General features: G+C 71.3%; 18 protein-coding genes. 11 read left to right on the top strand and 7 right to left on the bottom strand.

The window, feature by feature from the left end; translation table 11 throughout:
* Window positions 1-139: 139 nt before the first annotated feature.
* The 3 genes from ACFWYS_RS20615 to ACFWYS_RS20605 form a co-directional block, all read right to left on the bottom strand.
* A complete protein-coding gene (locus tag ACFWYS_RS20615) occupies window positions 140-2,290 on the bottom strand; it encodes a M56 family metallopeptidase (RefSeq protein ID WP_384770662.1) in 2,151 nt (716 codons plus the stop codon).
* An 18-nt stretch (window positions 2,291-2,308) separates the two neighbouring features.
* Window positions 2,309-2,857 (bottom strand): hypothetical protein, encoded by a 549-nt coding sequence (locus ACFWYS_RS20610; protein WP_384770660.1) that lies wholly within the window; start codon window positions 2,855-2,857, stop codon window positions 2,309-2,311.
* Between the two features lie 113 nt (window positions 2,858-2,970).
* Window positions 2,971-3,438: an RDD family protein gene (locus tag ACFWYS_RS20605; RefSeq protein WP_384770657.1), complete on the bottom strand. Its 468-nt coding sequence runs from the start codon at window positions 3,436-3,438 to the stop codon at window positions 2,971-2,973.
* A gap of 197 nt (window positions 3,439-3,635) precedes the next feature.
* Between ACFWYS_RS20605 and glnA the strand changes: the two genes are divergently transcribed.
* From glnA to ACFWYS_RS20585, 4 genes are all read left to right on the top strand, one after another.
* On the top strand, window positions 3,636-5,045 hold the full coding sequence (gene glnA / locus ACFWYS_RS20600; protein ID WP_384770655.1) for a type I glutamate--ammonia ligase: 1,410 nt from the start codon (window positions 3,636-3,638) through the stop codon (window positions 5,043-5,045).
* Window positions 5,046-5,205: 160 nt separating this feature from the next.
* Complete coding sequence (locus ACFWYS_RS20595) at window positions 5,206-5,490, top strand: hypothetical protein (protein WP_384770652.1); 285 nt, start codon at window positions 5,206-5,208, stop codon at window positions 5,488-5,490.
* Between the two features lie 106 nt (window positions 5,491-5,596).
* Entirely contained in the window at window positions 5,597-6,514 is a 918-nt protein-coding gene (gene htpX / locus ACFWYS_RS20590) for a zinc metalloprotease HtpX (protein WP_384770649.1), read from the top strand.
* A 1-nt stretch (window position 6,515) separates the two neighbouring features.
* Window positions 6,516-7,100, top strand: a complete 585-nt coding sequence (locus tag ACFWYS_RS20585) for a hypothetical protein (protein ID WP_384770646.1) — start codon at window positions 6,516-6,518, stop codon at window positions 7,098-7,100.
* A 50-nt stretch (window positions 7,101-7,150) separates the two neighbouring features.
* Here ACFWYS_RS20585 and ACFWYS_RS20580 read toward each other — a convergent pair whose 3' ends face one another.
* Window positions 7,151-7,450 (bottom strand): hypothetical protein, encoded by a 300-nt coding sequence (locus ACFWYS_RS20580; protein WP_384770643.1) that lies wholly within the window; start codon window positions 7,448-7,450, stop codon window positions 7,151-7,153.
* Between the two features lie 271 nt (window positions 7,451-7,721).
* Here ACFWYS_RS20580 and ACFWYS_RS20575 point away from each other — a divergent pair, with 271 nt between their 5' ends.
* Window positions 7,722-9,371, top strand: coding sequence for an alpha/beta fold hydrolase (locus ACFWYS_RS20575; RefSeq protein WP_384770641.1), 1,650 nt, complete (start codon window positions 7,722-7,724; stop codon window positions 9,369-9,371).
* A gap of 16 nt (window positions 9,372-9,387) precedes the next feature.
* Here ACFWYS_RS20575 and ACFWYS_RS20570 read toward each other — a convergent pair whose 3' ends face one another.
* Window positions 9,388-10,734: a DUF2252 domain-containing protein gene (locus tag ACFWYS_RS20570; RefSeq protein WP_384770638.1), complete on the bottom strand. Its 1,347-nt coding sequence runs from the start codon at window positions 10,732-10,734 to the stop codon at window positions 9,388-9,390.
* Window positions 10,735-11,026: 292 nt separating this feature from the next.
* Between ACFWYS_RS20570 and ACFWYS_RS20565 the strand changes: the two genes are divergently transcribed.
* Window positions 11,027-12,217 (top strand): winged helix DNA-binding domain-containing protein, encoded by a 1,191-nt coding sequence (locus ACFWYS_RS20565; RefSeq protein WP_384770635.1) that lies wholly within the window; start codon window positions 11,027-11,029, stop codon window positions 12,215-12,217.
* A gap of 82 nt (window positions 12,218-12,299) precedes the next feature.
* Here ACFWYS_RS20565 and ACFWYS_RS20560 read toward each other — a convergent pair whose 3' ends face one another.
* A complete protein-coding gene (locus ACFWYS_RS20560; protein ID WP_384770632.1) occupies window positions 12,300-12,626 on the bottom strand; it encodes a hypothetical protein in 327 nt (108 codons plus the stop codon).
* A gap of 231 nt (window positions 12,627-12,857) precedes the next feature.
* Here ACFWYS_RS20560 and ACFWYS_RS20555 point away from each other — a divergent pair, with 231 nt between their 5' ends.
* From ACFWYS_RS20555 to ACFWYS_RS20545, 3 genes are all read left to right on the top strand, one after another.
* Window positions 12,858-13,217 carry an arsenate reductase family protein gene (locus ACFWYS_RS20555; RefSeq protein WP_384770629.1) on the top strand — a complete coding sequence of 120 codons (360 nt, stop codon included), beginning with the start codon at window positions 12,858-12,860 and terminating at the stop codon, window positions 13,215-13,217.
* Window positions 13,218-13,275: 58 nt separating this feature from the next.
* Window positions 13,276-14,193, top strand: coding sequence for a hypothetical protein (locus tag ACFWYS_RS20550; protein ID WP_384770628.1), 918 nt, complete (start codon window positions 13,276-13,278; stop codon window positions 14,191-14,193).
* Window positions 14,194-14,314: 121 nt separating this feature from the next.
* Window positions 14,315-15,055: a hypothetical protein gene (locus ACFWYS_RS20545; RefSeq protein ID WP_384770625.1), complete on the top strand. Its 741-nt coding sequence runs from the start codon at window positions 14,315-14,317 to the stop codon at window positions 15,053-15,055.
* Between the two features lie 6 nt (window positions 15,056-15,061).
* Here the strand turns inward: ACFWYS_RS20545 and ACFWYS_RS20540 are convergent, their stop codons facing one another.
* Window positions 15,062-15,925, bottom strand: a complete 864-nt coding sequence (locus ACFWYS_RS20540) for an alpha/beta fold hydrolase (protein ID WP_384770622.1) — start codon at window positions 15,923-15,925, stop codon at window positions 15,062-15,064.
* A gap of 97 nt (window positions 15,926-16,022) precedes the next feature.
* Here ACFWYS_RS20540 and ACFWYS_RS20535 point away from each other — a divergent pair, with 97 nt between their 5' ends.
* A complete protein-coding gene (locus ACFWYS_RS20535; RefSeq protein WP_384770619.1) occupies window positions 16,023-16,472 on the top strand; it encodes a MarR family transcriptional regulator in 450 nt (149 codons plus the stop codon).
* Window positions 16,473-16,759: 287 nt separating this feature from the next.
* Window positions 16,760-17,791 (top strand): glutamine synthetase, encoded by a 1,032-nt coding sequence (gene glnII, locus ACFWYS_RS20530; protein ID WP_384770616.1) that lies wholly within the window; start codon window positions 16,760-16,762, stop codon window positions 17,789-17,791.
* Window positions 17,792-17,904: the final 113 nt, after the last annotated feature.

Here is a 17,904-nt window from a genome sequence, read left to right as displayed (position 1 = left end):
GGCTGCCCGGCGCGCCCTGCCCCGATGTGATCCGCCCCCCGGGGGCGCCCCGGCCGCCCGGGCGCCCCCCCAGCCGGTACTGGCCCGCGGCGTTCCCCCCCCCCCGCCCGCCCCCCCGGCCCCGTTCGACGTTCGGTGGCTACCACTCGGAGGGCGACGGCAGGGGGTCGGTGGACAGGCCGCCCCCGTAGTACCCGAGGTCGAGGCGGAACGACCCCAGCGCGATCTTGGCCGTGAGGAGGTCCAGCTCCATGGCGAAAACCTGCTCCAGCGGGGCGCCCGCCAGGCCGGGCGCGCACAGGGAGGCGGCGCCGCTGCGTGAGTGCTTCAGCGCCCTCTGCCAGGACCTCCGGCCCTCGGGCTCGGGATATCGCGGCTGCTCGTCGGCGGTGGCCAGGGCCTTCCGCAGGGCCGGGCAGTAGCCCGCGGGCGCGGCGGGCACATACCGGTCCGAGCCCTTCTTGCCCATGAACTTCAGGCCGGACGACCGTCTGTTGAGAGCCCGCATCAGCCCCGCGAGGGCCTCCCGGCCACCGTTGTCGGCCCAGTCGGCCACCTGGGCGCGGGTCTTCTCGTCCACCGTCGGCGCCGGTTCGGGCTGGTATGCGCGCGGCAGCTTCTCCATCGCCTGCGACAGATCGGTACTGCTGCGATCACTCGTGCCGGCGAGGTTCACGGACAGCGGGTCCAGGACGATCAGGGCACCGATCGCGACCCCGACGAGGATCCTGGGCCGGAGCGAACGCCGTTCCCCGCGCGGCGTGGGCTCCGTGCTGCGGGCGGTGGTGGGCTCCGTCCGGCGGACGGGGTGTCCCGACGAGGTATACGAATAGGCGTACGCATACGGCGTCAGCCGGTCCCTCGGCGGCTTGCCCGGCGGGGTGCCCGGCTCCTCGGGCTTTTCCCACCCGTAGCCGCGGGGCTTGTCCTTTCCGTGCCGGTCCTTGGGCGGTTTGACCGCGAACCACGTCGCCACCAGCAGCGGGACGGCCACGTAGATCGCGGTGTTGAGCACCTCCTCCGCCCAGGACCGCGACTCGGCGATCGGGACCCGGAGCAGAACGAGGAGCGAGCTGAAGAAGAGGACCACCTGGAGCCAGTTGCCGCCGGGGCCGCTCGGCGTGGACCGGCTGATCGTGCGATATCGGTGGCCCCAGCCCGGGTGGGTGCGCCACAGGCCCGTGAACCAGCCGATCGCCGACGACGCCCACTCCGGCAGCCGGCTCCGGCACCACTCGTCCTGGAGCTCCGCGTGCCGCCGCCATACGGCCGTGTCGGCGCCGGAGGCCACGGCGTCCAGGTCGGCGCACAGCTCCCGGCTGCGGAGCACGTCGGCGCGGCTCAGCTGCACCTGGGCCACGAGGAACGCGGCGAACAGCACCTCGCCCAGCCAGGGGGTGGCGTCGGCCCAGAAGAGGTGGTCCCGGTCCAGCACCGTCTGCTGGAAGACCAGCCAGCTCTGGAGCACGGCGTAGGGAAGGAGCACCAGGACGCAGTAGGCCCGCCAGAGCGTGACGGTGAGGTAGGTGATGTCCACGTCGCGGTTGCGGATGTGCGCCAGCTCGTGCAGGACCACGGCCTCGAAGTTCCCCGGGTGGAGCGTGCGCTCCTTGAGCAGGGCCGCCGGGAGGACCACCACATAGCGGCCGGCGCGGCCGAAGGCGACCGCGGTGGAGGCCTTGCCCGGGCGCATGTCGACGACGAAGCGGGGCTCGCGGCTCACCTCGGCCCGGTCGGCCAGCGCGGACAGGTGCCGCGACAGCGGTTCCTTCGGCTTCGGCGGCGCCGGTGTGTCCGGGACGGCCAGCTCCTGCGCCACCCACCGCATCTGGGCGCGCAGATCGAACCAGGCACCCTCGGCGGGCGGCAGTACCGGGTCGGGCTCGGGCCGTGGTTTCTTCCGCGGGACGGTGACCTCGTCGAAGTCCGCCGCGGGCAGCAGCCGGCCGCGGCGGATCCGCCAGACCGGGATCAGCCAGTAGACCAGCAGGGCGACGAGCACGACGGCCGCCGTGCCGAGCAGCGCCAGTCGCAGGGCTTCCGCGGCGGTCTGGACCCGGCAGTCCTCGAAGGCGTCGTCGAACCAGATCGCGAGGTTGACCCGCCACACCGGTGCGTCGGGGTCCCCTCCGGCCGCGCGGACGCATCCGCGGAAGGTGGACTCGGACCGTACGGCCAGTGCCGCCCGGTCGAGCATGGTGAGGCAGGACGACAGGAGGACGAAGAGCAGCACCAGGAAGCGCCGTGTCGTGCCCTTCCCCGCGTTCCACCGGTTCTCCCCGTGGTTCACCGTGGTCCGTCCCGGGGGTCAGCGCGTGGCGCGGGCCGTCTCGTCGGGGTCGGGTGGCTCGTCCGCCGTGGCTCCGGAGCCGACCTCGTCGCGTCCGGAGCCGGTGCCGGAGCCGACGGCTGCGGCCTCGCGGGCCAGGCGGGACACCACCGCGTCGGCGAGGAAGCGCGACTTCTCCCGCTCCATCCCGGCCTCGGCCGCCAGCTCCAGCACGCGCGCGTGGACGGCCTCCAGCTGCGGCGCGGTCAGCGCGGGCACGGTCTCCGAGTCGTCGGACCGGCGCAGCAGCCTGCGCAGCGGGCCCTTCAGACGGGCCAGCGCGCTGTCCGTGGCCACGCCCACCCCGTGCCGGACCACCTCGTTCACCGCCAGCCACACCACCGGGGTGACGAGGACGAGGGCGTCCGTCACTCCGAAGCCGAGGGTGTCCGGGCCGTTGCCCCGGCGTTTCATCACGTCCGTGACGTGCCGGTCGCTGAGGGACCTCATGCCGTCGAGCAGAACGAGCTCACTCGGAGCCGTGTCGGCGATGACATCCCGCACGACCTCGCGTCGTGTTGCGCTCATGGCGCAGCACCTTACTCACGTTCCGCTCAACGCCGTTGGATCTCCTGGTAGTTGGAGCGTCCCGTGGCCGGGATCACAGGCGGGTCGGAGCAGGTGGAGCGGGTCGGAGCGGGTCAGATCCGTACCTCGACGGTCTTGGCCAGCCGGTCGTGCAGGCCGCGGCCGTCGCGGTCCCAGATCAGGGCCGGGAGGGCGAGGCAGAGCAGGGCCGTGCGCAGCAGGGCGCGCAGGGGGTTGACGGTGCCCGTCTCCAGGACGACCACGCGCAGGCCGAAGAGGCGCTTACCCGGAGTGAAGCCGACGGTGCCGACGGTCAGGGCGCTCATCACGAAGAACAGCAGCAGGGCCCAGTTGCTGGTGGCCTGGCCGTAGCCGTCGGTGATCAGACCGTATGCGATCAAGACGCAGACGCCCCAGTCCACGGCGAGCGCCCCGAGGCGCCGCCCCGGACGGGCGATCGACCCCGGACCGTCCTCCGGCAGACCGAGCTGTTCCCCTCGGTATCCAAAGTCGACACCGGCGTCCTCGGCGGCCGCGCGGGGCCCCGAGAGCCAGGATCCGATTGCTTGCCTCTTGTCCACGTGCCAACCGTACTGGGCCCGTTTTACGGTGTGGACAGGTGGGGTGCGGTACGGGATGTCCGGTTAACGTGGGCGAAACAAATGGGTCACGCCCGAGAAATCACGCGTCCCTAGGGTCGAGATCAGCGTGTGCCACCGCACTGGCCGCACGAACGAACTACCACCCCGGTCGGACGGTCGGGAGTAGGAGGAGCTGGATGTTCCAGAACGCCGACGAGGCCAAGAAGTTCATCGCGGACGAGGACGTCAAGTTCGTCGACGTCCGGTTCTGCGACCTGCCGGGCGTCATGCAGCACTTCACGGTGCCCGTCGAGGCGTTCGACCCGGACGACGAGCTCGCCTTCGACGGATCGTCGATCCGTGGTTTCCAGGCGATCCACGAGTCCGACATGGCGCTCCGTGCCGACCTGTCCACGGCCCGGGTGGACCCGTTCCGCCGGGACAAGACGCTCAACATCAACTTCTTCATCCACGACCCGATCACCGGCGAGCAGTACAGCCGCGACCCGCGCAACGTGGCGAAGAAGGCCGAGGCCTACCTCGCCTCCACCGGTATCGCGGACACCGCGTACTTCGGTCCCGAGGCCGAGTTCTACGTCTTCGACAGCGTCCGTTTCAAGACGTCCGAGAACGAGTCCTTCTACCACATCGACTCCGAGGCGGGCGCCTGGAACACCGGTGCGCTGGAGGACAACCGGGGTTACAAGGTCCGCTACAAGGGCGGCTACTTCCCGACCCCGCCGGTCGACCACTTCGCCGACCTGCGTGCCGAGATCTCCCTGGAGCTGGACCGCGCCGGTCTGAAGGTCGAGCGCCAGCACCACGAGGTGGGCACCGCCGGCCAGGCCGAGATCAACTACAAGTTCAACACGCTGCTCGCGGCCGCCGACGACCTGCAGCTCTTCAAGTACATCGTGAAGAACGTCGCCTGGCGCAACGGCAAGACCGCGACGTTCATGCCGAAGCCGATCTTCGGTGACAACGGCTCGGGCATGCACGTGCACCAGTCGCTGTGGACCGGCGGCCAGCCGCTGTTCTACGACGAGGCCGGTTACGCGGGCCTGTCGGACACCGCCCGCTACTACATCGGCGGCATCCTCAAGCACGCCCCGTCGCTGCTGGCCTTCACCAACCCGACGGTGAACTCCTACCACCGTCTGGTGCCGGGCTTCGAGGCGCCGATCAACCTGGTGTACTCGCAGCGCAACCGCTCGGCCGCGATGCGTATCCCGATCACCGGCTCGAACCCGAAGGCCAAGCGCGTCGAGTTCCGCGCGCCGGACTCCTCGGGCAACCCGTACCTGGCCTTCTCCGCGCTGCTGCTGGCGGGCCTGGACGGCATCAAGAACAAGATCGAGCCGGCCGAGCCGATCGACAAGGACCTCTACGAGCTGGCTCCCGAGGAGCACGCGGGCGTCGCGCAGGTCCCGACCTCCCTCGGCGCCGTCCTCGACCGTCTTGAGGCCGACCACGAGTTCCTCCTCCAGGGCGACGTCTTCACCCCGGACCTGATCGAGACCTGGATCGACTACAAGCGCTCGAACGAGATCGCCCCGCTGCAGCTGCGTCCGCACCCGCACGAGTTCGAGCTCTACTTCGACGTGTGATCGACCCGGTCGACGTCTGACCGGCGTCTGGTCGACGTCTGACCGGCGCCTGACACAGGCGTAGAAGAGGCATCGCGCCCGCGCCCCCGCTGTCGTAACGACGGCAGGGGCGCGGGCGTATGTTCTATTCTGCCGTTGAGACGACACGGGGGTGGACGGGATGCCGGAGCGGCATGAATCGGAGCGGCACGAACGGGACGAGCAGGAGCGCGAGTTCGACCTGAAGTGGGCGGACAACGCCGAGCACAAGGAGCCCTCGGCCAGGGCCCGGATGCTCGCCGCCCGCTGGAAGGAGAACCCGCCCGGACCGGTGCCGTTCCGGCCCGAACCCGATCATGTGGCGCGGCGGCAGCGCCGATCGGGTTGGCTGTCCACGGTCATCGTCCTCGGCTGCGTCGCCGCGGTGATCGTGCTGCTGGGGTACATCAACTTCCGCACCTACTAGCCGGGGGCTTTTGCTGGCCCTAGGGCCGATCACGACCCGTTCATGGGCGTCGCCGGGTGCACACTGGGCAGTGGGACGAGTGCCTGAGTGCGCGGGGTGGTGTGAGATGCAGAGCCGCTTCCGGAGTGACCGGCGGTTGACCGCCCGGATGGGCGTCACGCTGTTTCTGCTCGGGTTGTTGTACGTGGCGTTCATCGCCGCGTTGATCGTGTTGCTGAAGTCCTGGGTACTGGTCGTGGTCGTGGCGGCCGGGCTGCTGGGGGCGCAGTACTGGTTCTCGGACCGGGTCGCGCTGTTCGCGATGCGGGGGCGGGTCGTGGAGCGGGAGGAGTATCCCGAGCTGCACGGGGTCGTCGACCGGCTGTGTGCCATCGCCGACATGCCGAAGCCCGTGGTGGCCGTGTCGGACATGGAGATGCCGAACGCGTTCGCCACCGGACGCAATCCCGATCATGCCGTGGTCTGTGTGACCACGGGGCTGCTGCGGCGGCTGGAGCCGGACGAGCTGGAGGGTGTGCTCGCGCACGAGCTGTCGCATGTGGCGCACAAGGATGTCGCCGTGATCACCGTCGCCTCGTTCCTCGGGGTGATCGCGGGGCTGATCGTGCGGTTCGCGTTCTACAGCCAGCTGTTCGGTGGCGGGCGGCGGGATCAGAACACCGCCGTCATCTTCGCCGCCGTGATGGGTGTGTCGGCCGCCGTGTACGCGATCAGTTTCCTGCTGATCCGGGCCCTGTCCAGGTATCGGGAGCTGGCCGCCGACCGGGCCGCGGCGCTGCTCACCGGGCGTCCCTCGGTGCTGGCGTCCGCGCTCACCAAGGTGTCCGGCGACATCGCCCGGATCCCGACCAAGGACCTGCGGACGGCGCAGGCCTTCAACGCCTTCTACTTCACTCCGGCACTGGGCCGGGAGCCGAGCGTCGCACAGCTCTTCTCGACCCACCCGAGCCTGGAGCAGCGGCTCGAACAACTGGGGCGGATCTCCGCCGAGCTGGGTGAGACCACGGCTCCCGGAGGGGCGTGAGATGGGGCTGCTGGACATTCTGCTCGGCCGTACGAAACCGGTCGTACCCGATCTCGACCAGCTCTTCGCGCTGCCGTCGGCGGCGGTGACGCTGGAGGCGGCGGCCGGGTTCCGGCCGACCGGGAGCGGGGCGGTGTGCTTCGCCGCGGTCGAGGGCGCGGCCTTCGAGCAGACGCACCGCGAGGTGCAGGCGCTGCTGGACGCGGACGCCGAGCGCGAGGGCCCGCCGGTGGAGCTGACGCGGGACGGCTACGGCTACTCGTGGCTGGTCTCCCGGCGCACCCCGGAGCAGCTGCCGGAGCTGGTCAACGATCTGCACGCGGTGAACAGCGCGATGGAGGTCAACGGCTTCGGGCCGCAGCTGCTGTGCTCGCTGGCCGGCTTCGAGGACGAGCAGCACCGGCGGCTCGCCCTCGTCTATCTCTACAAGCGCGGCACCTTCTACCCCTTCGCGCCGATGCCCGGCACGGAGGAGCGGCGCGACAACCCGCTGGAGCTGCGCGTGAAGGCCGCTCTGGTGAACGACCTGCGGATCGAGCAGGACCTGAACCGCTGGTTCCCGGTGTGGGGTGCCCCCGGCCTCTGACCGGGGGCACCGCACGGGTCACCACCGGGTCACCACCGCAATGGGTGGTCTCAGCGGCTCTTCTCACGCTCCTGACGACGGGCCTCCATGGGACGCTCCCGGCGGTAGCGGCGCTCCCACTTGGCCTGCTTGTCACGGCGGTCGCGGTACGAGCGGTAGTCCGCGGGCATGGATCCGCCCGACGAGGACCCGCCGCCGCCCCCGCCCCCGCTTCCGCCGCGCGGCGCGGAGACGTCCCGGCCGTACCGCAGGTAGAGGAACAGGACGGCTACGGCGGCCAGCCAGTAGAGGTGGTCTCCGAATCCCAGGATCACCAGGACGACAGTCCCGGACATGACGATGGTGCCCATCACGGGCCTCCGTGTGCGTGGTTCGGCTGTGAAACTGAATCTGAAACTGGATCTGAACTGGACCTGGAGCGCTGATCGTTGTCCGAAAGGGCGCTGGGGGAAGGGCGACCGGCCTTCGGTGCGTAGAGAGTAGCCCCGAGTCCGCAGGGTGACGCCCGCCCTGCGAAAAGCGGCGTGAACAGCTCCGTTACGCATGTCCAGGGTAGGGAGCCGGTCACTCGGCGTGCATCTCCTTTTCCCGTGACCCGAGTGCCGTGAATGAATGGGGCGCATGACCGAGCTCTCTTCCTTCACATACGCCCACGACGGTGAACTGCTCAGCGGGATGTACGGCACCGCCGCCGAATTCCCGGCCACCCCCACCGTCGTTCTGCTGCACGGCGCGGGCATGGGCACCAAGGACCGGCTGCTCCCGATGCTCGCCGAGTTCGTGTCCCGCGGCTGCCACGGGCTCGCCTTCGACTTCTCGGGTCACGGCGAAAGCACGGGCGCGCTACGGGAATTGAGCCTGCGCCGCCGCTACGAGCAGGCCGTCGCCGTCATCGACGCGCGCGTGCCGGCGGACGGTCCGCTGATCCTCGTCGGGTTCAGCATGAGCGGGCAGACGGCGACGGATCTCGTCGCGCACTACGGGGAGCGCGTGGTGGCGCTGGGCCTGTGCGCCCCCGCGGTCTACGCGCAGGAGGCCTGGGACGTACCGTTCGGCGAGGGCGACGGCCCCTTCAGCGAGATCATCCGCCGCCCCGACGGCTGGCGCGGCGCACCCGCGCTGGACGTGCTGCGCGCCTACCAGGGCCGCGCGGTCCTCGCGGTACCGGAAACGGACGCGATCATCCCGCCGACCGTGACGGAGGCGATCCAGGACGCCCTGTCCACCCGAGCCCAGTTCACCCGCTTCGACGTACCGGGCGCGGAGCACATGCTGGGCCTGTGGTTCGAGCAACATGCGCGGGACCGGCGGGAGTTCGTCACGACGGTGCTGGCGGGCCTGGGCGACCAGGGGTGGACGGCGACCAGGTCCTGGCTGGCCAAGCAGCTGCCGGAGGGGCGGACCGTCGCCGACACCGCCTTCGCGCAGGGCGGTTGGAGCTCGCAGATGCGACGGCTCACCCTCGACGACGGCACCGGGCTCGCGCTGCGCACGTTCGTGAAGCCGTTCTACCGCGGGCACGCGCCGGGTCTGCTCGCCCGTGAGGCGTCGGTCCTCACCCTGCTCACCGGCCATGAGCACATCCCCGCGCCCGAGCTGATCGCCGTCGACGCCACCGCCGAGCACTGCGACCACCCCTCGCTGCTGATGTCGCTGCTGCCGGGCCGGGTGCGGGTGGACGAGGCGGACGGGGCGGAACTGGACCGGCGCCTGGACCTGCTGGCGGCCCAGCTCGCCGCGATCCACACGGTCGTACCGGACGAGCGTCCGCGGCGCTACGAGGCGTGGACGTCTCCGGAGCGGGTGCGGACACCGGACGGCGACGCGCTGTGGGACCGGGCCGTGGACGTGATCCGCCGTGAACCCCCGGCCTACGAGGGCTGCTTCCTGCACCGGGACTTCCACCCGGGGAACGTGCTGTTCAGCGGTGCGGGCGCGCGGCTGCGGGTCACCGGGGTCGTCGACTGGGTGGAGACGTCCTGGGGCCCGGCCGACCTCGACGTCGCCCACTGCTCGACGGCGCTCGCACTGCTGCACGGCCCGGAGCACGGGCTCGGCTTCCGGCAGCGGTACGAGGCACACGGTGGACGCCCGCTCGCCGACGGCCGGGACCATCTGTACTGGCGGCTGCTCGACGCCCTCGCCTACTCCCCCGACGCCGCCAAGCTCGCCGCGCCGTGGCGTGAGCTGGGCCGGGCGGAGCTGACGCCGGAGGTGCTGGGCGGGCGGCTCGCGGGATATGTGGGCGGGCTGCTGGAGCTGTACGGCTGAGAGCCTGTGAACACGGTCAGATGCCGGGGGCGGCTTTGAGTACGCCGGCGTCGACGGCCGTGGCCAGGGTGGTGTGGTCGGTGACGGTCTGGTCGGCGTAGGAGAGGGCGAAGTCGGTTATCGCTCGGTCGAAGGTGTCGGCGCCGCCCAGGTAGCCCGCGATGGCGATGCGGTCGCCGGAGCGGGCGTGGGCGCGGGCCAGGGCGGTGCCGCACAGGCGGGCGTAGGTCGTCAGATCGCCCGGGCTCATGGCGGCGACGTCGGCGGAACCCTTCATGTCGCGCAGCTGGCGCCAGTAGAAGGCGCGGCCCTGCGGGCCGGACATCCAGCCGAGGAAGATGTCGCTGGCCGCCTGCAACAGTCGTTGACCTGCGACGACGCGATGGCCGGGGTGGGTGTAGGGCCCGTTCGGCAGATGTTCCTCCAGTACGGACTGCCGTGCCTCCTTGATCTGCAGGAACAGCGGGTCGTCGGCGTCCCGTCCGGCCAGCAGCACGATGAAGCAGCGCAGGCCGACGCTGCCGACGCCGACGACCTTGCGGGCGGCGTCGATGAAGCGGTAGCGGTCGAGGAGCAGGCGGCGCTCCTCGGAGAGGGTCGAGCGGTAGTCGCTGAAGATCTTGCGCAGGGAGGCCATGTCGGAGGTGCCCGCGGGTTCGAGCAGCGGTGGGTCGTGGATGATGCGCCGGCGTCCGTCGACCACGTCGGTGAGCTTGCCGTAGGCCCGCAGGCTGGTGCGGCGGCGGGCGCGGCCGAGGGTGGACTCGACGCGGCGGCGGTCGTGGGCGGAGTGGACCAGGGGAAGCAGTTCGTCGGCCTCGATGCGCGCGTACCAGACGTCGAGCTCGCCGAGCCGGGCCAGCCGGCGGATCGCGGTGCGGTACGCGGTCACGGAGGCCAGGGCCGCGCGGCCTGCCTTGGCGTCCGAGTGGCCGTTCTCCCGGGCGGCCACCGCGACCGAGGTGGCGAGCCGTTTGACGTCCCACTCGAACGGGCCGGGAAACGTCTCGTCGAAGTCGTTGAGGTCGAAGAGCAGGGCGCGTTCCGGGGAGGCGTAGAGACCGAAGTTGAGCAGGTGGGCGTCGCCGCACAGCTGCACGGTGAGGCCGGTGTGCGGGGCGGCTGCGAGGTCGGCGGCCATCACGGCGGCGGCACCGCGCAGGAAGGCGAACGGGGACGCCGCCATCCGGCCGTACCGGATCGGCAGCAGCTCCGGCAGCCGGTCACGGCCCTGGCGTTCCAGTGCGGCGACGGGGTCGGTGCGGTCGACGGACGGCAGCCAGGAGGCGTGCGCGGAGCGGGGGACCCGTTTGCGGGCGGACTTGCCACGGAGGGCTCGGTCGGCGGGGGTGGGGGTCGTCATGAGACGCCGGGGACGTGTCCGGCCGCCCCGTCCTCGGCCGTCCTGCGCACCGGCTGTCGTATGCCATGTCTGCCGCCCACCGCACCTCCCGCTGCCGCGCCCCTCCGGGGCCGGGTCCGCCAGCTCCTGATCGCAGTGAAGGCGGGGGCGGGGGCATGCGCATGCCGGGTACGGCGATCGGGTGACGGGACGGCGGCCCGGCGGTCAGGGGCCGTTGTCAGTGGCGTCAGGGAAGATGCGGTCAGTGGTGGTGTGTCGGCGTGATCGGCGGCAGGAACGGGCGGAGGCCGGGATGAGTGGCGGGCTGCGGTACGTCGGGGCGGCGGAGCGACGCGCTCGGCTGGGGTTGCGGCATCGGCTGGCCGGGGCGGCCCGGGCGGCGGGGCCGGTGGAGGTCGCCGAGTCGCTGGTCGCGCTGCACGGCACCGATCCGGCGACCGTGTATCTGGCGATCGGCGCGCGGCTGGCGGAGCCCGCGAAGACCGTCGCCCGGACCGAGCGGGCGCTGTACGAGGACCGGGCGCTGGTCCGGATGCACGGCATGCGGCACACGGTGTTCGTGTTCCCGACCGGGCTGACGGCCGTCGTCCACGCCTCGACCGGCCTCGCGGTCGCCGCCCGGGAACGGGCCTCGCTGGTCAAGGCCATGGCCAAGGCGGGGGCACCGGACGCGGAGTGGCTGGCGGAGGTCGAGGTGTCGACGCTCGCCGCTCTGGCGCGGCGCGGGCAGGCGACGGCGGCCGAACTCGCCGAGGACGAGCCGCGGTTGCGCGAGCAGTTCGTGTACGCGGCCGGGAAGAGCTACGAGGGGGTGCACACCGTCTCGACCCGGCTGCTGAGGGTGCTCGGCGTCGAGGGCAAGGTCGTGCGGGGGCGACCGCTGGGCTCCTGGACGTCCTCGCAGTTCCGGTGGGCGCCGGCGCCCGAGCATCCGGAGCTGGACGTGGCCGGCGCCCAGGCCGAGTTGCTGCGGCGCTGGCTCACGGCGTGCGGGCCGGCGACGGAGGCCGACCTGAAGTGGTGGACGGGGTGGCGGGTGACGGAGGTCCGCCGGGCGCTGGCGGGCATCGGGGCGCAGGCCGTCTCGCTGGACGAGGGCACGGGGTACGTCGTCGACGGCGACCTCGATCCGGTGACCGGGCCCGCGGAGCCATGGGCGGCGCTGCTGCCCGCGCTCGATCCCACGGCGATGGGCTGGCGCGAGCGGGACTGGTATCTGGCGCCGGATGTACGGCCGTCGCTGTTCGACGCGAACGGCAACGTGGGCCCGACGGTGTGGTGGAACGGCCGTGTCGTCGGCGGGTGGGCCCGGCGCGGAGACGGCGAGATCGTCTGGCGGTTCCTGGAGAAGCTGGGACGCGCGGAGCGCCAGGAGGCGGAGGCGGCGGTCGCCGTCGAGGCGGAGCGGTTGCTGGAGTGGGCGGGGACGGCTCGGGTGACACCTCGGTTCCGGACGCCGCTGGAGCGGGAGTTGTCGGCGTAACACCGCGGGAGCCGGGCCATGCGCCGCTCAGCAGAGCGCCGGGTGCCCCCTCGCGGGCGGCACCCGGCGTCCAGGACCCGGCTTACCGTGCGTACCTCATCAGCGCCCGCACCATGTGGCACGTCGTGTCCGACGGCGGATGGACGCCGATCGTCTCCGCGGTGCTTCGGATCGTGTCGTTGCGGGCCTGGTTCGGCATGTAGACGCCCTGGTCGAGGAGCGCTATCGCGAGGCGCAGGGCCTTCAGACGGCGGTTGTGGGTGATGTACCACTCGCGCGGACGGCCCGGCGGCAGCGGCCGCTTCTCCACGGGGGCGTACGGCAGGTCGAGCAGGACCGGGTGCTTCGCGGTGGACTGGGTGGGCAACGGCTTGCGGGTCGGCTTCGGCTTCAGTGCGGCAGCGGGCACAGGCATCCTCCTGTCGCGGTAGAGCGCCGGCCGGGTTCTCCGGTGACGCTCTCGAACACTGACTCCAGTCTACTGCCCGCCACTGACAATCAGGGGGCCTCGGACTCTCATGAAATCCCCTGGTCAGAAACGAAATTGTCACCGTGTCACAGCGGGGTCGAGTGATGCTCGGGAGGCGACGGGAAATTCGAACACCGACTCTGGCGGAGGTCGCGGGTTACCGTGGGCCGCATGGAGATCTGGATCAATCCGGCCTGTTCCAAGTGCCGTAGCGCCATCAGCCTGCTCGACGCCGAGGGGGCCGACTACACCGTCCGCCGTTACCTGGAGGACGTACCGACCGAGGACGAGATCCGGGGCGTACTGGACCGACTCGGCCTGGAGCCCTGGGACATCACGCGCACCCAGGAGGCGGCCGCCAAGGAGCTCGGGCTCAAGGAGTGGGCCAAGGACGCCTCGGAGCGCGACCGGTGGATCAAGGCGCTGGCCGAGTACCCGAAGCTCATCCAGCGGCCCATCATCACCGCCGACGACGGCACGGCGGTCGTCGGCCGCACCGAGGAGGCCGTACGGGACGCTCTGTCCCGTTAGTTGATGGTTTGACGGTCGGCGGGTGCCGGGGCGGTGCGCGGTGTTACCCTCCGCCGCCATGAGCCTCGGTGATCAAGGAACGCCGCCCGGATCGTACGGGCAGCAGCCGTACCCACAGGGACACGAGCCCACCCCGCACGGACATCAGCCCGCCCCCGCCCCCTACGGGCAGCAGCCCGCCCCTTATGGGCAGCAGCCCGACCCGTACGCCCAGTGGGCGGCCGAGCAGGGGCGGATACGCAGGCGACGGCGCACCCGGTGGGCGGTGGCCGCCGGGACGGGCGTCGTCCTGGTGGCCGCCATCGCCGCCGGTCTGGCGATGTACGCGGGCGGGGACGGCAACGACGAGGCGGACGCACCGGCCCCGGCCCCGGCCACCGCGTCCGGTACACCCGTGCCGTCCGTCCGGGTCGACATGCCCTCCGACGCGCCGACCGCCCTCCCTTCCCTGCTCGCCCGGCCCGTGATCCGCCCGGAGCAGGCGTTCCCGGAGAAGAGCGTGCGCCTCAAGGACGGCTCCCGCTACACCCGCGTGGACCTGGCGAGCACCACCGAGTGCGCCCGCGGGATGTCGCCGGAGCTGGCCGAGCTGATCGACCAGGGCAAGCCCTGCTCCCGGCTGACGGCCGCGCTGTTCACGGACGCCGACCGGCGTTCGCAGGTGGCGGTCACCGTGCTGAGTTTCGACCGGGTCGAGGACGCCTCGCGGGTGTTCATGATGGCCTCGATGAACCCGGTGGCGTATCAGGTGGTCTCGCTCGATCCACCGCCGGAGGCGGGGCTGCCGACCGTGCCGCCCGGCTCGGCGGGGGTCTTCCGACGGGTGATGACCGTCCGCTCGGTGGTGTTCGCCAACGGGCAGTGGGGCGACGGCGCGGAGACCGGGGAGGCCGCGCTCACGAAGCAGACGGAGGCTCTGCTGGGGTACGCCAACGACAGGGTGGTGGCGTACGAGGAGGGGAAGAGCGGCAGCTGAGAGGGCATCCCCAACTGGGGTGTGACGCACGTTACTTCAGGGACTCTCGTAACCGCTGAGTAACTCCGTTCGGTATCTCGTACATAGCGGCGTACGCTCCCCTACCTCTCAGGAGGCGCGGATGTCGCGCAGGAGAACTCTCAGCACGAAGAAGAAGCTCGCGTTGTTCGTGACCGCGGCGGCGGTGGCGGGAGGCGGGGCCTTCGCCATGGCGGCCACGTCGAACGCCTCACAGAGCCCGAAGACCCTGTCCGCGGACTCGAACGTCTGCCAGGGGCTGGCCACCGCCCTCGGCAACAACCAGAAGTTCATCGACGCTCAGCGGGCCAATCCGGACGCGCAGTCGCAGGCGCGGATCGCCAACCGCGAGGCCGTCATCAAGCAGATCCAGGTCCAGCAGGAAGCGTCCGGGTGCGCGGTTGGGGAGTCGGCTCAGGGCTCCCAGGCCGCACAGCCGAGCGCTCCTGCGGGGGGTGCCGGCGACGCGGGTGCCGGAAACGCGGGTGCCGGTGACGCGGCCGGCGGTCAGCAGGCGGGGGATGCCGCGCCGTCCCAGAGCGCTCCCGCGGGGAACGGGAACGCGGAGAACGCCGGTGGCGGTGCCGCGGCCTCGGGCCAGCAGGTGTGCAACGGCTCGACCGTCACGCTGTCCGGCGAGGGCGGGGCTCCTGCCGCGTCCAGCAGCCAGTTCCCGGCCGGTACGAAGCTGAAGGTCACCAACCTGGACAACAACAAGTCCACGACGGTGGAGGTCACTTCGGTCTCCGGCAGCTGTGTGCTGCTGAACAACGCGGCCTTCGAGCAGGTTCGTGAGCCCGGCAAGTTCCTGATCCGCCGGGCAGTGATCGAGAAGGTGGGGTGACGCCCGTCAGCCGAGGAAGCCGGTCAGGAAGCCGGTGAGGCGGCGGGCCAGTTCGGGGGGCGCGGTCTGCGGCAGCGCGTGATGGGAGACGTACGGGACTACGTCGACATCGGCGCGCGGCAGCATCGCGCCCGCCCTGGCCGCCACCTCGTACGTGTCATGTGTCCTGCTGCTCCCGGCCAGGAGCAGCAGGACCGGCATGTCGAGGGTGCGCAGCCGCGCGGGCGCCGGGCGGGGGCCCGTCACCGGCTTCACGGAGGGGAAGCCGGCGGCGGCCTCCTGGAGGCGCAGCCAGTCCGGGTCGAGCTCCGCTCCCCCGGTCTCCCACTCCAGGAAGGCCCGGACGCGGCGGGGCGTGGGCCGCACCAGCATCGGCACGGCGTGCAGCAGATACGCCGCCTTGTATCCGGCGAAGCACTGGGTCGGGTCCAGGAGGAACAGGCGGCGTATCCGGGCGGGCGCGTGCAAGGAGTAGTGCAGGGCGATCCAGGCGCCGTACGAGTGCCCGCCGAGGTCGGTCTCGTCGATCCCGAGTCCGTCGAGCAGCACGTCCAGCCAGGCCGCCAGGTCCGCGACCGTGCGGGGGTGGCGGTCGCGGGCCGGGACGCTGCGACCGGGTGCGCCGATGAGGTCGACGGCGTGGACGCGGTGGGTGCGGGCGAGAGCGGCGACCTGGGCGTACCAGGACGCGGAGGTCGCTCCCCCGCCGCCCGGCAGCAGGAGAAGCGGGCGCCCCTCGCGCGGCCCGCAGACATGGACGTGCGTCGCCCCGAAGGGCGTCGGGACCATCGTCTCGGTGCGCTCCGCGGGCCACTTGGCCATGACCTTGTCGTACGCCGCCAGGAAGGCGTCGCCGTCGTACCCGCCCATGAGGACCTCCCTGCTCACTCTCCTGCCCCCGTCTCCCTTATTATCTCGCTCAACGAGATAATAGCTGAGCGAGACAATGACAAGGGCTGGAGGAGATATGTCGACCGAGGGTCCCGAGATGGAGATCGTCCATCTGCTGCGTGCGGTGACGGTCGAACTCGGGCTGCACAGCTCCCGGTTCGCGACCCGCAACGGCATGCACCCGACGGACGTACGCGCCCTCATCGCCCTCATGGACGCCTCCCGCGCCGGGGACGAGATGACGGCCGGGCGGCTCGGCTCGGCGCTCGGGCTCAACTCGGCCGGGACCACCGCCGTGCTCGACCGGCTGGAAGGCGCCGGTCATGTGCGGCGGGTGCGGGGCCGGCGGGACCGGCGCAAGGTGGTCGTCGAGGTGGACGAGCGTGCGGTCGAGCTCGGCCGCTCCTTCTTCGGGCCGCTCATCGAGCAGGCGGTGCAGCTGCTGCGCGGCTACGACGAGCGGGAGCGGGCCGCGATCCGGGGCTTTCTGGAGGGGATGCGGGAAGCGGCGGCCGAGGACCGCTGAGCCGGGCCCCGGTCGGGCATGCCCCGGCCCGGGCGCGGTATTCCCATCGCATACGAGTTGGCTCACGGGCCCCCCGGTGCGGCTGTGAGCGGCGACATTCAGGGCGGTCGGCGCGCTCACAGCGTGAATCGCGCCACACCACCACCAGGTAACACGGGGTTCACATACGAGCAACGGCCGGGAAATCGCCTGTTGACAGGCTCGCGGGCATCAAGAGCGGCGCCTCAGTGCCGCAGCGCCGCAGCACCCGCAAGTGCGCCCAGACCCACCCCCGAAGGATGTGGCCCGTGACCTTCAAGGCTGAGTACATCTGGATCGACGGCACCGAGCCGACGGCCAAGCTGCGTTCCAAGACGAAGATCATCGCGGGTGAGCCCGCCGGTCTGGACGCTCTGCCGATCTGGGGCTTCGACGGGTCCTCCACGAACCAGGCCGAGGGCCACTCCTCGGACCGTGTCCTCAAGCCGGTCTTCACCTGCCCGGACCCGATCCGCGGCGGCGACGACATCCTCGTCCTGTGCGAGGTCCTCAACATCGACATGACGCCGCACGAGTCCAACACCCGTGCCGCGCTCACCGAGGTCGCCGAGAAGTTCGCCGCCCAGGAGCCGATCTTCGGCATCGAGCAGGAGTACACCTTCTTCCAGGACGGCTACCCGCTCGGCTTCCCCAAGGGCGGCTTCCCGGCCCCGCAGGGCGGCTACTACTGCGGTGTCGGCGCCGACGAGATCTTCGGCCGTGACGTCGTCGAGGCCCACCTGGACAACTGTCTGGCCGCCGGTCTCGCGATCTCCGGCATCAACGCCGAGGTCATGCCCGGTCAGTGGGAGTTCCAGGTCGGCCCGGTCTCCCCGCTGGAGGTCTCCGACCACATGTGGGTCGCCCGCTGGCTGCTCTACCGCACCGCCGAGGACTTCGGCATCGCCGCGACGCTGGACCCGAAGCCGGTGAAGGGCGACTGGAACGGCGCCGGTGCGCACACCAACTTCTCGACGAAGGCGATGCGCGAGGGCTACGACGCGATCATCACCGCCTGCGAGTCGCTCGGTGAGGGCTCCAAGCCGCTCGACCACGTCAAGAACTACGGCGCCGGCATCGACGACCGTCTGACCGGTCTGCACGAGACCGCCCCGTGGAACGAGTACTCCTACGGCGTCTCCAACCGCGGCGCCTCGGTCCGTATCCCGTGGCAGGTCGAGCAGGACGGCAAGGGCTACATCGAGGACCGCCGTCCGAACGCCAACGTCGACCCGTACGTCGTGACGCGCCTGATCGTCGACACCTGCTGCTCCGCGCTGGAGAAGGCCGGCCAGGTCTGATCCGCCCAGTAGCTCCCTGAAGGGGGGGCCCCCCCCCGGGGGGGGGCCCCGGGGCGGCGAACCCGGGGGTGGGGGGGCGGGTTATTCAACGGCACGCGGTCACATGGGGCCTA

This window comes from Streptomyces sp. NPDC059010 (assembly GCF_042740355.1).
In the GTDB taxonomy this organism is placed as follows: domain Bacteria; phylum Actinomycetota; class Actinomycetes; order Streptomycetales; family Streptomycetaceae; genus Streptomyces.
The sequence above is the reverse complement of the archived record's forward strand: the minus strand, read 5'-3'. Positions and strand labels throughout refer to the sequence as shown.

Bases quoted from the DNA above. Each gene is read 5' to 3' on its own strand.
- ACFWYS_RS20570 (WP_384770638.1), bottom strand. From the start codon at position 10,734: ATGACGACCCCCACCCCCGCCGACCGAGCCCTCCGTGGCAAGTCCGCC.
- ACFWYS_RS20540 (WP_384770622.1), bottom strand. From the start codon at position 15,925: ATGGGCGGGTACGACGGCGACGCCTTCCTGGCGGCGTACGACAAGGTC.
- ACFWYS_RS20595 (WP_384770652.1), top strand. From the start codon at position 5,206: ATGCCGGAGCGGCATGAATCGGAGCGGCACGAACGGGACGAGCAGGAG.
- ACFWYS_RS20585 (WP_384770646.1), top strand. From the start codon at position 6,516: ATGGGGCTGCTGGACATTCTGCTCGGCCGTACGAAACCGGTCGTACCC.
- ACFWYS_RS20535 (WP_384770619.1), top strand. From the start codon at position 16,023: ATGTCGACCGAGGGTCCCGAGATGGAGATCGTCCATCTGCTGCGTGCG.
- ACFWYS_RS20555 (WP_384770629.1), top strand. From the start codon at position 12,858: ATGGAGATCTGGATCAATCCGGCCTGTTCCAAGTGCCGTAGCGCCATC.
- htpX (WP_384770649.1), top strand. From the start codon at position 5,597: ATGCAGAGCCGCTTCCGGAGTGACCGGCGGTTGACCGCCCGGATGGGC.
- glnA (WP_384770655.1), top strand. From the start codon at position 3,636: ATGTTCCAGAACGCCGACGAGGCCAAGAAGTTCATCGCGGACGAGGAC.
- ACFWYS_RS20565 (WP_384770635.1), top strand. From the start codon at position 11,027: ATGAGTGGCGGGCTGCGGTACGTCGGGGCGGCGGAGCGACGCGCTCGG.
- ACFWYS_RS20580 (WP_384770643.1), bottom strand. From the start codon at position 7,450: ATGGGCACCATCGTCATGTCCGGGACTGTCGTCCTGGTGATCCTGGGA.
- ACFWYS_RS20550 (WP_384770628.1), top strand. From the start codon at position 13,276: ATGAGCCTCGGTGATCAAGGAACGCCGCCCGGATCGTACGGGCAGCAG.
- ACFWYS_RS20575 (WP_384770641.1), top strand. From the start codon at position 7,722: ATGACCGAGCTCTCTTCCTTCACATACGCCCACGACGGTGAACTGCTC.
- ACFWYS_RS20610 (WP_384770660.1), bottom strand. From the start codon at position 2,857: ATGAGCGCAACACGACGCGAGGTCGTGCGGGATGTCATCGCCGACACG.
- ACFWYS_RS20545 (WP_384770625.1), top strand. From the start codon at position 14,315: ATGTCGCGCAGGAGAACTCTCAGCACGAAGAAGAAGCTCGCGTTGTTC.